Source organism: Commensalibacter sp. W6292M3 (assembly GCF_016101315.1).
In the GTDB taxonomy this organism is placed as follows: Bacteria; Pseudomonadota; Alphaproteobacteria; order Acetobacterales; family Acetobacteraceae; genus Commensalibacter; species Commensalibacter melissae.
Genome location: NZ_JACFQT010000002.1, coordinates 122,883 through 135,224 on the forward strand (window position 1 = coordinate 122,883; position 12,342 = coordinate 135,224).

The 12,342-nt window shown below is 37.9% G+C and carries 15 protein-coding genes and 1 tRNA gene; 7 read left to right on the forward strand and 9 right to left on the reverse strand.

Going from position 1 to position 12,342, the window contains the following annotated elements:
• Positions 1-84: 84 nt before the first annotated feature.
• The gene (locus H3T57_RS06135; protein ID WP_122124140.1) at positions 85-744 is read left to right on the forward strand and encodes a histidine phosphatase family protein; all 660 of its coding nucleotides are present in this window, start codon (positions 85-87) and stop codon (positions 742-744) included.
• Positions 745-872: 128 nt separating this feature from the next.
• Entirely contained in the window at positions 873-2,201 is a 1,329-nt protein-coding gene (locus tag H3T57_RS06140; protein ID WP_198193557.1) for an oligosaccharide flippase family protein, read from the forward strand.
• A 195-nt stretch (positions 2,202-2,396) separates the two neighbouring features.
• Here the strand turns inward: H3T57_RS06140 and H3T57_RS06145 are convergent.
• Positions 2,397-2,472 (reverse strand) — tRNA-Lys (locus H3T57_RS06145).
• 77 nt (positions 2,473-2,549) lie between these two features.
• Entirely contained in the window at positions 2,550-3,023 is a 474-nt protein-coding gene (gene moaC / locus H3T57_RS06150) for a cyclic pyranopterin monophosphate synthase MoaC (protein WP_198193558.1), read from the reverse strand.
• Positions 3,024-3,079: 56 nt separating this feature from the next.
• Here moaC and H3T57_RS06155 point away from each other — a divergent pair, with 56 nt between their 5' ends.
• The 5 genes from H3T57_RS06155 to mog are packed head-to-tail and all read left to right on the forward strand — an operon-like array spanning position 3,080 to position 6,178.
• A complete protein-coding gene (locus H3T57_RS06155; protein ID WP_198193559.1) occupies positions 3,080-3,328 on the forward strand; it encodes a MoaD/ThiS family protein in 249 nt (82 codons plus the stop codon).
• 1 nt (position 3,329) lies between these two features.
• Positions 3,330-3,788 (forward strand): molybdenum cofactor biosynthesis protein MoaE, encoded by a 459-nt coding sequence (locus tag H3T57_RS06160; protein WP_155566063.1) that lies wholly within the window; start codon positions 3,330-3,332, stop codon positions 3,786-3,788.
• A complete protein-coding gene (gene mobA, locus H3T57_RS06165) occupies positions 3,781-4,395 on the forward strand; it encodes a molybdenum cofactor guanylyltransferase MobA (RefSeq protein WP_155572353.1) in 615 nt (204 codons plus the stop codon). Before H3T57_RS06160 ends, mobA begins: the two co-directional genes overlap by 8 nt.
• Entirely contained in the window at positions 4,379-5,587 is a 1,209-nt protein-coding gene (gene glp, locus H3T57_RS06170) for a gephyrin-like molybdotransferase Glp (protein WP_198193560.1), read from the forward strand. The genes mobA and glp overlap by 17 nt, the downstream gene beginning before the upstream one ends.
• A gap of 24 nt (positions 5,588-5,611) precedes the next feature.
• A complete protein-coding gene (gene mog, locus H3T57_RS06175; RefSeq protein WP_198193561.1) occupies positions 5,612-6,178 on the forward strand; it encodes a molybdopterin adenylyltransferase in 567 nt (188 codons plus the stop codon).
• Positions 6,179-6,188: 10 nt separating this feature from the next.
• Here mog and moaA read toward each other — a convergent pair whose 3' ends face one another.
• The 7 genes from moaA to narH form a co-directional block, all read right to left on the reverse strand.
• Complete coding sequence (moaA, locus tag H3T57_RS06180) at positions 6,189-7,163, reverse strand: GTP 3',8-cyclase MoaA (protein ID WP_198193562.1); 975 nt, start codon at positions 7,161-7,163, stop codon at positions 6,189-6,191.
• A 145-nt stretch (positions 7,164-7,308) separates the two neighbouring features.
• Positions 7,309-7,923 carry an ATP-binding cassette domain-containing protein gene (locus H3T57_RS06185; protein WP_347400968.1) on the reverse strand — a complete coding sequence of 205 codons (615 nt, stop codon included), beginning with the start codon at positions 7,921-7,923 and terminating at the stop codon, positions 7,309-7,311.
• A 50-nt stretch (positions 7,924-7,973) separates the two neighbouring features.
• Complete coding sequence (gene modB / locus H3T57_RS06190; RefSeq protein ID WP_155568609.1) at positions 7,974-8,651, reverse strand: molybdate ABC transporter permease subunit; 678 nt, start codon at positions 8,649-8,651, stop codon at positions 7,974-7,976.
• A gap of 6 nt (positions 8,652-8,657) precedes the next feature.
• A complete protein-coding gene (gene modA, locus H3T57_RS06195) occupies positions 8,658-9,434 on the reverse strand; it encodes a molybdate ABC transporter substrate-binding protein (RefSeq protein ID WP_198193564.1) in 777 nt (258 codons plus the stop codon).
• Between the two features lie 18 nt (positions 9,435-9,452).
• The gene (gene narI / locus H3T57_RS06200; protein WP_110439144.1) at positions 9,453-10,139 is read right to left on the reverse strand and encodes a respiratory nitrate reductase subunit gamma; all 687 of its coding nucleotides are present in this window, start codon (positions 10,137-10,139) and stop codon (positions 9,453-9,455) included.
• On the reverse strand, positions 10,123-10,779 hold the full coding sequence (gene narJ, locus H3T57_RS06205) for a nitrate reductase molybdenum cofactor assembly chaperone (RefSeq protein ID WP_155567413.1): 657 nt from the start codon (positions 10,777-10,779) through the stop codon (positions 10,123-10,125). Before narJ ends, narI begins: the two co-directional genes overlap by 17 nt.
• Positions 10,779-12,335: a nitrate reductase subunit beta gene (narH, locus tag H3T57_RS06210; RefSeq protein ID WP_198193565.1), complete on the reverse strand. Its 1,557-nt coding sequence runs from the start codon at positions 12,333-12,335 to the stop codon at positions 10,779-10,781. Before narH ends, narJ begins: the two co-directional genes overlap by 1 nt.
• Positions 12,336-12,342: the final 7 nt, after the last annotated feature.

Below are 12,342 nucleotides of genomic sequence, written 5' to 3' on the forward strand. Positions count from 1 at the left end.
ATTTATAATAATTAAATCAAACCAATTTGCAATTTATGATATAAATACCCATATTTTTTGACTATATAAAGTATATCATTGCTTATGTCTAACAATAATTTTAGTTTCATAGACCATCCTGATTCTATTGGTGATACGACACGTTTCTGGTTTATTCGTCATGCAATTGTTAATGAAAAGGATCGTTCTTATCTTTATGGTACTAAAGATGTTCCAATCTGTCCTACACATTTAAAAAAACAACAAACATACTATCAGTTTCTGGCCAAGAAATTACCCAAGACACAACTTTGGTTCATTACCAGCCTGTCCCGTACAAGAGATACGGCCTTACAAATTCAAAAGGCGGGTTATGGATCTGAGAATTTACAAATCGAAAATGCTTTTCTGGAACAGAATCTTGGAGCCTGGCAGGGTCTATCACATGTTACAGTTGAAAAACACCGAAAATTTTCTGCGCATCCTTTTTGGCCCTTCTCAGCCGAAGAAACTCCACCCAAAGGTGAAAACATGAATGATGTCCATCAAAGAGTCAGTTGCAAAATGGAGGAATTTAGCAGAATATACACAAATAAAGATATTATTGTCATATCTCATGGCGGGGCTATTCGGGCTGCCCTTGCCTATGCCTCAAAAATCCCGGTTAATTCAGCATTATCCTTTGCCATTTATAACCTTTCCATTACTCTGATAGAAAAAACACGTGAACATTGGCATATTATTACGGTAAATGATATGATTTAGCCTTTTATTTTTCTAAAAAAAATTACTATATATTTTAACTTAAAAAAAATTGCTAAGGCATTATCTCTTTAATGCCCTGAAAAACTGAAAATAACAAAATCTGTTTACTTGAAACTATGGAATAAAGAGTGCCAAAGAATAAAATCCCTTCCTACAGAGGCAGTTTAAGGCGGTCAGGATATAACGTATTAAAATTATTAAGCGGAAAGATCATCAATGTTCCTCTTGGTTTGGCCCAAATTTATTTAACAACCCGACTCATTGGCGATAAAGGATACGGTTTTCTGGTTCTTATATACGCTTTTGGCCAGCTTGTGGGCGATGTGGCAGAATTTCAATCATGGCAGACTGTCTTGCATTACGGTCTTAAACCCTATCAAAATAAAGATCTTCCCCTTTTTCAACGAGTGTTGCGATTTTCTTTTTTACTTGATGCATGCAGTGCTACCTTTGCCTTGGTCGTCAGTGTTCTGATTGCCATAAATTTCAGCAATATTTTGGGGTGGCCGCCTGAATGGCATTATCTGGGTATCATTTTCAGTTTTTCTGTTTTATTTACGACAAGTGCAACAGCCAATGGCGTTTTATTATTATTGAACCGTTATGATTTACTGGCCATTCAAGGGACAACAACAACAACAGTTCGGTTCTTGGGCATCGCTTTTCTTACCCTTATTCATGGTGGTATGTTGGGAGCAGTTATTGTCTGGACTTTTGCCACTTTCATGAATTTCATTACTATTTTGGTCACCGCTTTGTACCAACTTTACAAGCAAGGTTTTTTAAAAGGATTTTTCAATCGTATTAATGATGGGCTTACCAAAGATTTACCCGGGATATGGAAATTTGCCTGGAATACCAATATAAACATGACTTTTTCCCTTGTTTCCGCCCATATAACCGCTCAAATTATTGGAAGTATGCTTGGTACTGTTCAAAATGCACGCTATTCGATTGCCAATAAAATTTCAGAAGCGATTGCAAAACCTGTCATTATGCTACAATCTACATTATATCCGGAAATGACCCGCTCATGGCAGGGAAGCAAACCATCGCACCTTTATAAAATGGCCTTGCAAATCACTCTTTTAACCGGCGGTATCATTTCCGTTATTTTTCTCATTCTACCTTATATTGCACCATATATCATTTCATTATTACTTCATAAATCCACCACGCCTGAAACCCTTCATTTACTTTATTGGTTGGCTGGAGCAAAAGCAATTATCCTATGGGGGATTTCCTTGGAACCCATTTTAATCACAACAGGAAATACCAAAGGGGCATCCATTTCTCGTGGAATAAACAGTTTCATTTATATACCAATGTTGATTATTTTTATTCAAAAATGGGGGATACAGGGGATTGGACCAGCCACCCTAATTTCATCTGTATTACTGGTTATTTCCCAAATCATTTTTGTTATGAAATATAAAAAGAAAACTATAACACAATAATAAATCCTGCATTATTATTCACAATATTCTTATTAAAAATCGTAATATTGTTTAATGATCATTAATTTTTTTTATTATTTAAATAACCAAAATTCAAAAACATGAATTTTAAGCTCATAATATGAGGCTTTTAACTTAAAAATGCATATTTCTCAAAATCATATTTGATAAACAAAAATTTCTGTATCAAGAAAATGGTGGGCGCACAAGGGTTCGAACCTTGGGCCCGCTGATTAAGAGTCAGCTGCTCTACCAACTGAGCTATGCGCCCCACACAGAACTTTTATCAAGAAGCGATCAAAAATACAAGATGAATTCAGTAATTAGACTGAACTTTCCTTATAAAATTTAAAAATTAAATTCGCCGCTTTTCCCACCTTTTTTAGAAACAAGATGAATATTATGCATGACCATTCTTTTATCTACCGCTTTAAGCATATCATAAACGGTTAACAATCCGACAGAAACCCCTGTCAACGCTTCCATTTCAACTCCTGTTTTGCCCTCTGTATCAACAGTAACCCGCATATGCACAATATGTTTGCTTTCATCCAATTCAAATTCCACTTTTAGATGATTTAGCGATAATGGATGACATAAAGGGATCAAATTTGAAGTCTGTTTGCTGCCCTGTATGGCGGCAATTCTTGCTATACCTAATATGTCACCCTTATGACTGTTTCCTTTTTTCAAAAGTTCAAAAGCTTCCTGAGACATCTGGATTGACCCCCCAGCCATGGCAGTTCTTTTCGAAATTTTCTTATTTGCGACATCAACCATGTGAGCTTGCCCAGACTCATCAAAATGCGTCAATTTACTCATGATATTCTTCCTATATTAATCTTTAAACTCATTCTAGCAGATGCTATATATATAATATGATAAAAATCCGTTATTTTGGTTTTCTTAAAGATATTTTACACATTGAAGAGGAAGAAATTACCTGGGACAAAGGTAATTCACAAGATTTACTTAATTTTTTAAGAAGCCGCAATGCCTCTTGGTCGGACGCCTTGGCAGAAGAAAACATTTTCCGCCTGGCCATTAATCAACGCATTATCTATCAACCCACTCCCCTTCATCCTGATGATGAAGTTGCCATTCTACCTCCTGTTACAGGAGGTTGAATTGTTCTCTGTCAAAATACAGACCCAACCTTTTTCACAAGAGGAATTCCGAAAAAAGATTCACATTTTCAATTGTGGTGCAATTGTCAGCTTTACCGGTATCGTCAGGGGGTTTGATGAAAAAGAACCGCTTGATTATCTTTATCTTGAACATTTTCCGTCTGTAACTGAACAAGAAATTGAACGAATAATTCATTTGGCAAAAAAACGATGGGATATACAGGGTTGTCAGGTTATACACCGCGTGGGGAATTTACGGGTAGGAGAAGAAATCGTTTTGGTTCTGACAGCGGCCAGTCATAGAAAGGCTGCATTTGAATCTGCTGAATTCATAATGGATTATTTAAAATCAGAAGCTCCATTCTGGAAAAAAGAATTTTTTAGAAACGGACAGTCAAGATGGGTCAGGGCTAAATCATACGATTTAAAAGAAAAAGAACGATGGTCCAGTCATGAATGATAAAAATATTGCCGCCTTTATTCTGGCAGGTGGGGAAGGTCGGCGTGTAGGACGTCAAAACAAAGGATTACTTTCTCTTAATAGTCATCCCCTTGTCAATCATGTTATCCAACGTATTCAACCGCATGTTCAAAACATTTTGATAAGCGCAAACAATCATATTGAAACTTATCAATCTTTTGGTTTTCCAGTCTACCAGGATCTCCCCCAATGGAAAGGAAAAGGTCCCTTGGCTGGCATTGTCAGTCTTTATTCCTTTATTCCCGCTCATACAGATTACATATTGGTTGTTCCCTGCGACACTCCCTTTTTACCCGCAAATCTAGTTTCCTCACTTTATCACGCATTGATATCAAATCCAGACTTGCTAATTGCGTACGCAGCGACACCAAAACAGATTCATCCAAGTATCTTCTTATGCAAACCCTGTACGAATGACTATCTTGCCAATCATTTAAATCATCAGCATTATAGCCTTAAATCATGGATATCTGCACACCCAAATATAAAAGTGAATTTTCATGATGAACATGAATTTACCAATATTAACGACCTTGACACATTAACCCGTTATCAACAAGACAGGCACCATGCTAAAAAACTATGATGAGGCCCTTGAAGAACTTCTGCAAAGAACCTCTATTAAACAACCCATAGAAGATTATCCCCTTTTAAAGGCAAATCATCTAATTCTTGCTGAAAATATTTATGTTCAATATGACACACCTTTTTTCAGCAATAGTGCCATGGATGGCTATGCTCTGGGTGGTGATCCTTGTCAATGTTCTGAATGGCAAATTACAAACCGGATTGCAGCAGGAGATTCCCTTTCCAATGTCACCCTTCAAACTGGTGAAGCCGCACGAATTTTTACCGGAGCTCCAATTCCCCCCGGAACCAGCGCTGTAATCCAGCAAGAAAATACAAAAATTGAAAACAACACCCTAACTTTTACCTCGCAGATCAAAAAAGGACAAAATATACGCTATCAAGGGGAAGAACTAAAAAAAGGTGATATACTGCTTACACAAGGCCATAGGCTTACGCCCGCAAGTGTTGCCTTACTGGCAAGTCAAGGCTATCAAAATGTCAAAATATATAAACCTTTAACCATTTGGGTTTATTCCACAGGAAATGAATTGATCAACCCAGGTCAGCCTCTATCTTCTGGCAAGATTTTTGATGCAAACCGTTATCTTTTGATAACCTGGCTTCAAAAAACCAGACATCATGTCATTGATGCAGGCATTCTTCCCGATAATCGGGATAAAACTGAAATCGCATTAAAAAAAGCCAGTAAAGAAGCAGACATCATTATCTCATCTGGTGGAGTTTCGGTTGGTGAAGAGGATCACGTTCATGCCGCCTTACAACAGCTTGGCCAACTCATTTTCTGGAAACTTGCCATTAAACCCGGCAAACCTTTTGCCTGGGGACAAATCAATAGCAAAATATTCTTTATGTTACCCGGTAATCCTGTCAGCACCCTCGTCACCTTTCAACAACTTGTTATTCCCGCTTTACGACATCTTGCCGGCGAAACATTACAGAATTGCCTGCCAAAAACTATTCTTGCTCAAGCCCAATTTGAAAAAAGGAAAACCCAAGCAAGACGGGAGTTTTTACGGGTGCGGGTTGATTATTCTCAATCACCTGCTCATGTTAGTCTTTTAAATAATCAGGGTTCTGCCATGTTGGCAACATTTTCCCAGGCAAATGGATTGGCAGAAATTCCGGAAAATACCTCTGTTCATAAAGGAGACTTTATAAAAATTTATCCACTTGACTATTCTCTTTAGACTTTATTGATAGGAAAATATAAAATGACAGCAATAAAAATTGGTTTGGTTTCTGTCAGTGATAGAGCCAGTCAGGGTATATATGAAGATAAAGGTTTACCTGCCTTGAAAAATTGGCTGGATAAAGCGGTTCTTAACGAAAAACAATATATTGAGCATTTAATTCCTGATGAACAGGATCTGATTGAAAAATCATTAATCGATCTGGTCGATCATCAAGATTGTCCCCTTGTTTTAACCACGGGCGGTACAGGCCCTTACATCCGAGATGTGACACCTGATGCAACTCTGGCCATCGCAGATAAGGTTATGCCCGGTTTTGGTGAGCAAATGCGTCAAGTCAGTTTATATTTCGTGCCAACCGCCATTCTGTCACGACAAGTGGGCGTAATCCGTAAAAAAAGCCTGATACTAAACCTGCCCGGACGTCCGAATGCCATTCGTGAAACGTTGGAAGGGGTAAAAGATCAAGATGGCAAGGTTCTTATACATGGAGTATTTGCCGCGGTTCCAATGTGTATCGATGTAATTGGTGGACCCAGGATTGAAACAGATGAAAAAGTCGTAAAAGCTTTTTTACCTAAAAAATAGGACTGTCAACCTATCCTCCTGTCTTTGACATAATACGCATAATTTTATTGGGCTGTTTTAAAAAATCATGTTCTTTTGGCTTTAGTTCTATCGCTTCTTGAATGGCCTGATCCAGTTCTTTATCACTACAATGATTTCTTAATAACGGCCTTAACGCAAAGCTGTTATCCTGTCCCAAACACATATAAAGGGTTCCATCAACCGACAATCTAACCCGATTGCATGTCGCACAAAAATGCTGTGATAACGGTGTAATTAATCCCAGACATACATTACCTGTTGATGTTTCCCAGTAACGCGCCGGACCATTTCCTATTATCTTCATCGTTGAACGCAAATCGTAATGTTTCCTTAATTCTTGTATAATGGGTTGCAGCGAGACAGTTGTCATATTTTGCCCGGTTTTTCCCATTGGCATGACTTCAATCAAACACAGAATAAACCCGTGTTCAATACAAAATTCGAGCATTCGTTCAATTTCTGCTATATTCTTGTCTGGCAATACAACCATGTTAATCTTTATTTTATGAAAACCGAGTTGTTTTGCTGTTCGCAGACCCTCCATAACCTGCTCTAGACAATCCAGACCTGTAATATCCTCTATATTTTTACGATTCAAGGAGTCAAGACTTATATTCAAACGATCTAAGCCAGCCTCAAACAATGATTTGGCATGGGATGTCAGCAAGGTTCCATTCGTTGTAATGGATAAATCCTCCACCTCATCAATCTTTTTAATTCGATGCACCAGATCTGTTAGGTTTTTGCGAACCAACGGTTCACCACCAGTCAAGCGAAAACGTTTTGTACCTAATCTTACAAACGCACGAACAACACGCATTAATTCATCAAAAGTGAGCCAATGGTCTGGAGTTTCAAAATCATTAAATCCTTTCGGAATACAATAAGAACATCTTAAATTACAGCGATCCGTAACAGAAATTCTTAAATAATCAATTGTTCTACCAAATTTATCAATCAGCATCAGAAGCTCGGCTACGTCATAATTGCAATAAAGACTTTATAGTTATGAATTTTATATATGTGTTTAAAAATCAAAAAAAAGACTTAAATATTTTTAAAAAATCATTATAGATAAAATACAATCAGACTATTATTTATTAATTCATCTAATAATTACTATTTTTTCCCAAATGTAAGATATCCTCACCAAAACACTCTACATCCTCATCATCGTGCGATATAACCATCATCAAGCATTGTAAGCGTTGTTGAATATCCCTTATTTCATACCGCAATTTGCGTCGCAAGCGACTATCGAGCATTGAAAATGGTTCATCTAGTAACAACAAATCGGGTTGCGCAACCAATGCTCTGGCCAATGCAACCCGCTGTTGTTGCCCCCCCGACAATTGATATGGATAATATTCAGCATAGCTCAGGATTTCCAAGCGATTCATCCAGTCCTTAACAATTGCAAAATCCTGACTGACACGGGGATTAAATATTCCCTTGACAAGTGAGAAGGAAATATTCTGTTTGACTGTTAAATGCGGAAAAAGACTATAACCTTGGAAAAGATAAGCAAGTTTTCTCTTCTGGGGGACCAGATTGATTTTATGTTTCTGATCAAAAAAGATTTTATTATTAATTTTTATCAACCCGCAATCTGGTGAATTTAATCCTGCTATTATTTTAAGCAATGTTGTTTTTCCAGATCCAGATGGGCCAAATATCACCACTGAACGATTTTGAGAAAAAAAATCAACATTGAGCTGAAACACATGATGATGATTTTTTATTAATTTCTTGAGATTTATTTGAAATATCATGATCAATAAATTGAATTATGCGTAATATTCAGCCGTTTAGCCATAAATAAAACAAAAATGCAAACAGCGGATAAAATCAAGACGGATATATTTGCGGCATGATCCTGTCCCGCTTCAACGGCTTCATAGATTGCCAAAGATAGGGTTTGCGTTTTTCCGGGAATATTTCCGGCAATCATCAGGGTTGCACCAAATTCTCCCAAAGCTCTGGCAAATGCCAGTAATAAACCTGCCATAATACCACGCCAAGCCAAAGGTAGGGTTATACGGAAAAAAATCGCCATATCAGAAATAGTCAATACCCGTGCAGCCTGTTCATAACAAGGATTGATTGATTCAAAGGCACTTCTTGCGGGTTTGAATATCAAAGGAAAAGTCACGACAATAGCGGCTAAAACAGCCCCCTGCCACGTAAATATAAGACTAAGATGAAAATATTTTCCCAATATTTGTCCTATCCAACCATGCTGTCCAAACAATACTAACAAATAGTATCCCAATACAGTCGGCGGCATAACCATTGGCAATGTAAAGACAATATCTAAAAATTCCTTACCATAAAAACGATATCGAGCAATAAAATATCCTGCAGGTATTGCCAGAAACATATTGATCGCGACTGCGAAAACGGCAATTTTCAAGGATAGAAAAAGAGCCGTCCAGGTAAAATTTATTCCCATGAACAATTACCGAACAGCAAAACCGTATTGTCTAAAAATTCTCTGACCTTTAACTGAAAATAACAGGTCCATGAATGCCTTAGCCTGATTTGGGTTTTGAGTATTTTTAACCAAGGCAACTGGATATTGAACGGGTTTTGGCAAAGGAAGCCGATAAAGTATTTTAACTTTATCTGAAAAAAGTTTTGCATCACTTTCATAAACAAAACCGACATCCACTTCATTACGGACAACATAATCCAGAACCTGACGGACATTTTGCGCAGGAATGAATTTATCTTGTAATTTATGCCATAAACCTGCAGCCTGCAATGCATGTTTTGTATAACGACCCGCTGGAACAGTTACAACTTGTCCCAACGCGATCCACTTAATCAAGGGTTTATCTAAATCTGCCAGTTCACGTATCTGTAACTTGCTATGAATAAAAGTCACAAGAACCAAATGATTATTAATAAAATCCTGTCTTGATCCAGGAAAAATCAATCCTTTTTGCTCTGCCATATCCATTGTGCTTTCATCGGCACATGCAAAAAGATCAACCGGGGCACCCTGTGCTATTTGATTTAACAGACTGCCCGAAGAACCAAAATTAAATAAAATTTTATCCTGAGGGTGCGATGTTTCATAGATTTTAGCTATATCTTTAAAAGCATCGCTTAAACTAGCCGCCGCAGAAACAACAATCTCTTTTGCCTGAACGGAATGAAAAAATCCAAAACAAGCCAGAACAACAGCCAATAGTTTAAGCAATCTTAATTCCGGTATTTTGGGATTTTTCATCAGTTCACATCTTCACGTTCATGAACGTGGTCTTACCAACTGCCAGCGTCGAGTTACATAACTGACCATGGCAAAGCCACTAAATACATGAACTAAACGGGTAAATGGGAAAATAGCAAATACCGTCATTCCCATAAAAAGATGGAATTTGAAGATTGGTGACGCATTCATGATATAGGCCACGGCATCACCTTGAAAGGTAATTGTATGCTGCACCCATGTCATAAGTTGAACCATTTCATGACCGTCCGTATGCTGAGCCGAAACAAAAATTGTTGATAAACCGAGTAACAAAGTCAATAATAACCAGACCAACAACAATTTATCACGCCAGGTACTATTTGCCAATATACGGGCTGAAACAAATCTTCTGTGAATAAGGATCAAAATCCCAACCAAACAGATACTGCCCATGATGCCGCCAGCCATCATGGCGAAAATCTGTTTTGCTGAATGGGTAACTCCCAGTGTATCCCAAACCCAGATGGGTGTTAAAAGACCGAAAAGATGCCCAAAAAACAGACCTAAAATACCAATATGAAAACAGATATTTCCAAATCTTAATTGTCCACGATATAAAATCTGGCTGGAATCACTTTTCCATGAATATTGTTCACGTTCAAAACGTACCAAGCATCCAACAACAAAAATTGTTAATACGATATACGGATAAATTCCAAAAATAAATTTATCGAGATAATGCATGACTTGCCCCTTTATTTTTATTGTCTACAGAACAGAGATTACAGGCATTCGTTTGTAAAAGAGGTTCAACTCCCTCAATATTTGGGCCAAATTTCTCCATTGCCTCCTCCATATCTTTAACTGGGGGAACTTTTAAAGGTTGAGGTTGAACAGAAGAATAATTGACAAGTAAAGTGAAAATACCCGCATAGACAGACTGACTTTCCCGCAATTTTGATCCGATGTGATCAATCACGTCAATTGATGCCGCCAGTAAATCCTTTGCTTCACCTTCATTACAGACAGATAAAAACTCTAAAAATAAAGGCAAATAATCTGGTAATTCATCAATTACTGAAATATCGTAACCGTTTGCCTTATATTCTGACATGAGATTGACTAGGGCTTGCCCCCTTAGACGGTCCTCACCGTGAATATGCTCAAATAAATGCAATGAACATGATGGATTACGATCGAAAAGTGAAACATACTCTTCTTGCAAATCAATCAAATCTTTTTCTTGCAAATGTTCCAATAAGGGAGAAAGCAAGCTCCATTCAATCTCAAGCGTTTTTAAACGTCCCAAAATTGAAGGGAGTGCATCAACCAATTCTTGCTCTGGATAACATAATAAAACTGAAAGTATCTTGAAAATTTCCATCAGCTATTGCTTTCTTTTGCCTTGTTCTGTTCACGATCCTCTACAGCGTCGTGAAAGATAATTGGAGAAACCTTTTTGCCAAAAAGACTTGCCTTATTCACCCCGTCAGAGCATCCATTCCCGAAAGTAAATCCACAGGAAGCCTTATCTTGGAATGCGTTTTCAACCATTTCCTTGTGGGATGATGGAATGACAAAACGATCTTCATAATTCGCAATCGCCATAATCTGATACATTTCTTCAATCTGGACTTCAGTCAAAGCCGTATCTTTCAAGACAGAACGATCAGGACATTGATTAACAGACTTGCTACGCATATAACGACGCATCGCGATCATGTTTTCCAAGGCATTAATAATGGGTTCTTCTTTCCCCGCCGTAAGCAAATTAGCCAAATAGCGAATTGGAATACGTAAATCCTTAATACCAGGAATAATTCCATTCTTGCCAATCATGCCATTCGCTACTGCAGACTGAATAGGCGATAAAGGTGGAATATACCAAACCATTGGTAAGGTGCGGTATTCTGGATGCAGGGGGAAAGCAACTTTCCATTCTACTGCCATTTTATAGACCGGTGAATTTCTTGCCGCATCCAGCCAGCTTTGGGGTATACCCTGTTTAAGAGCTTCCACAATAATTGCCGGATCATTGGGATCTAAAAAAACATCAAGTTGGGATTCATACAAATCCTGGGTATCTTCCGTAGATGCAGCCTCTTTAATTTTATCTGCATCATAAAGTAAAACACCCAGGTAACGAATACGCCCTACACATGTTTCGGAACAAACGGTTGGCTGTCCACCTTCAATACGTGGATAACAGAATATACATTTTTCTGCTTTACCAGAAACCCAGTTAAAATATATCTTTTTGTAGGGACAGCCCGAGACACACATCCTCCAGCCGCGACATTTATCCTGATCTATCAGGACAATACCGTCATCCTCACGTTTATAAATTGAACCTGAAGGACAACTTGCAACACAGGCTGGATTTAAACAATGCTCGCACAATCTTGGTAAATACATAAGAAATGTATTTTCAAAAGTTGACAGCATATCCTTTTGAATACCATCAAAAAGCTTGTCTTTTGCACGCTTTGAAAACTCTCCACCAAGATCATCCTCCCAGTTTGGTCCCCAATGTATTTTTTCCATTTTTTGTCCGGTTAGGACCGAAACTGGTCGGGCAACAGGGGGGGTTTTTACATCCGGAGAATTTTGCAAACGTTCATAATCATATGTAAAGGGTTCATAATAATCATCAATTTGCGGAAGATTGGGATTGGCAAATATATTTGTCATAATATGTAACTTGCCACCCTGACGGGGACGCAACTTGCCACCTTTTAAAACCCATCCACCATTATATTTATCCTGGTTTTCCCATTCCTTGGGATATCCAACCCCTGGTTTTGATTCAACGTTATTGAACCATGCATATTCAACACCATCTCGACTGGTCCATACATTTTTACATGTCACGGAACAAGTATGGCATCCTATGCATTTATCCAGATTCAACACCATGCCAATTTGAGCTCTAATTTTCATTGGTAAT

Excerpts from the sequence above, each read along its gene's own strand:
- narJ (WP_155567413.1), bottom strand. The coding sequence starts at position 10,779 with ATGGAAATTTTCAAGATACTTTCAGTTTTATTATGTTATCCAGAGCAA.
- narH (WP_198193565.1), bottom strand. The coding sequence starts at position 12,335 with ATGAAAATTAGAGCTCAAATTGGCATGGTGTTGAATCTGGATAAATGC.
- H3T57_RS06155 (WP_198193559.1), top strand. The coding sequence starts at position 3,080 with ATGATAAAAATCCGTTATTTTGGTTTTCTTAAAGATATTTTACACATT.
- narI (WP_110439144.1), bottom strand. The coding sequence starts at position 10,139 with ATGCATTATCTCGATAAATTTATTTTTGGAATTTATCCGTATATCGTA.
- mobA (WP_155572353.1), top strand. The coding sequence starts at position 3,781 with ATGAATGATAAAAATATTGCCGCCTTTATTCTGGCAGGTGGGGAAGGT.
- H3T57_RS06135 (WP_122124140.1), top strand. The coding sequence starts at position 85 with ATGTCTAACAATAATTTTAGTTTCATAGACCATCCTGATTCTATTGGT.
- moaC (WP_198193558.1), bottom strand. The coding sequence starts at position 3,023 with ATGAGTAAATTGACGCATTTTGATGAGTCTGGGCAAGCTCACATGGTT.
- modB (WP_155568609.1), bottom strand. The coding sequence starts at position 8,651 with ATGGGAATAAATTTTACCTGGACGGCTCTTTTTCTATCCTTGAAAATT.
- moaA (WP_198193562.1), bottom strand. The coding sequence starts at position 7,163 with ATGCTGATTGATAAATTTGGTAGAACAATTGATTATTTAAGAATTTCT.
- glp (WP_198193560.1), top strand. The coding sequence starts at position 4,379 with ATGCTAAAAAACTATGATGAGGCCCTTGAAGAACTTCTGCAAAGAACC.
- modA (WP_198193564.1), bottom strand. The coding sequence starts at position 9,434 with ATGAAAAATCCCAAAATACCGGAATTAAGATTGCTTAAACTATTGGCT.
- mog (WP_198193561.1), top strand. The coding sequence starts at position 5,612 with ATGACAGCAATAAAAATTGGTTTGGTTTCTGTCAGTGATAGAGCCAGT.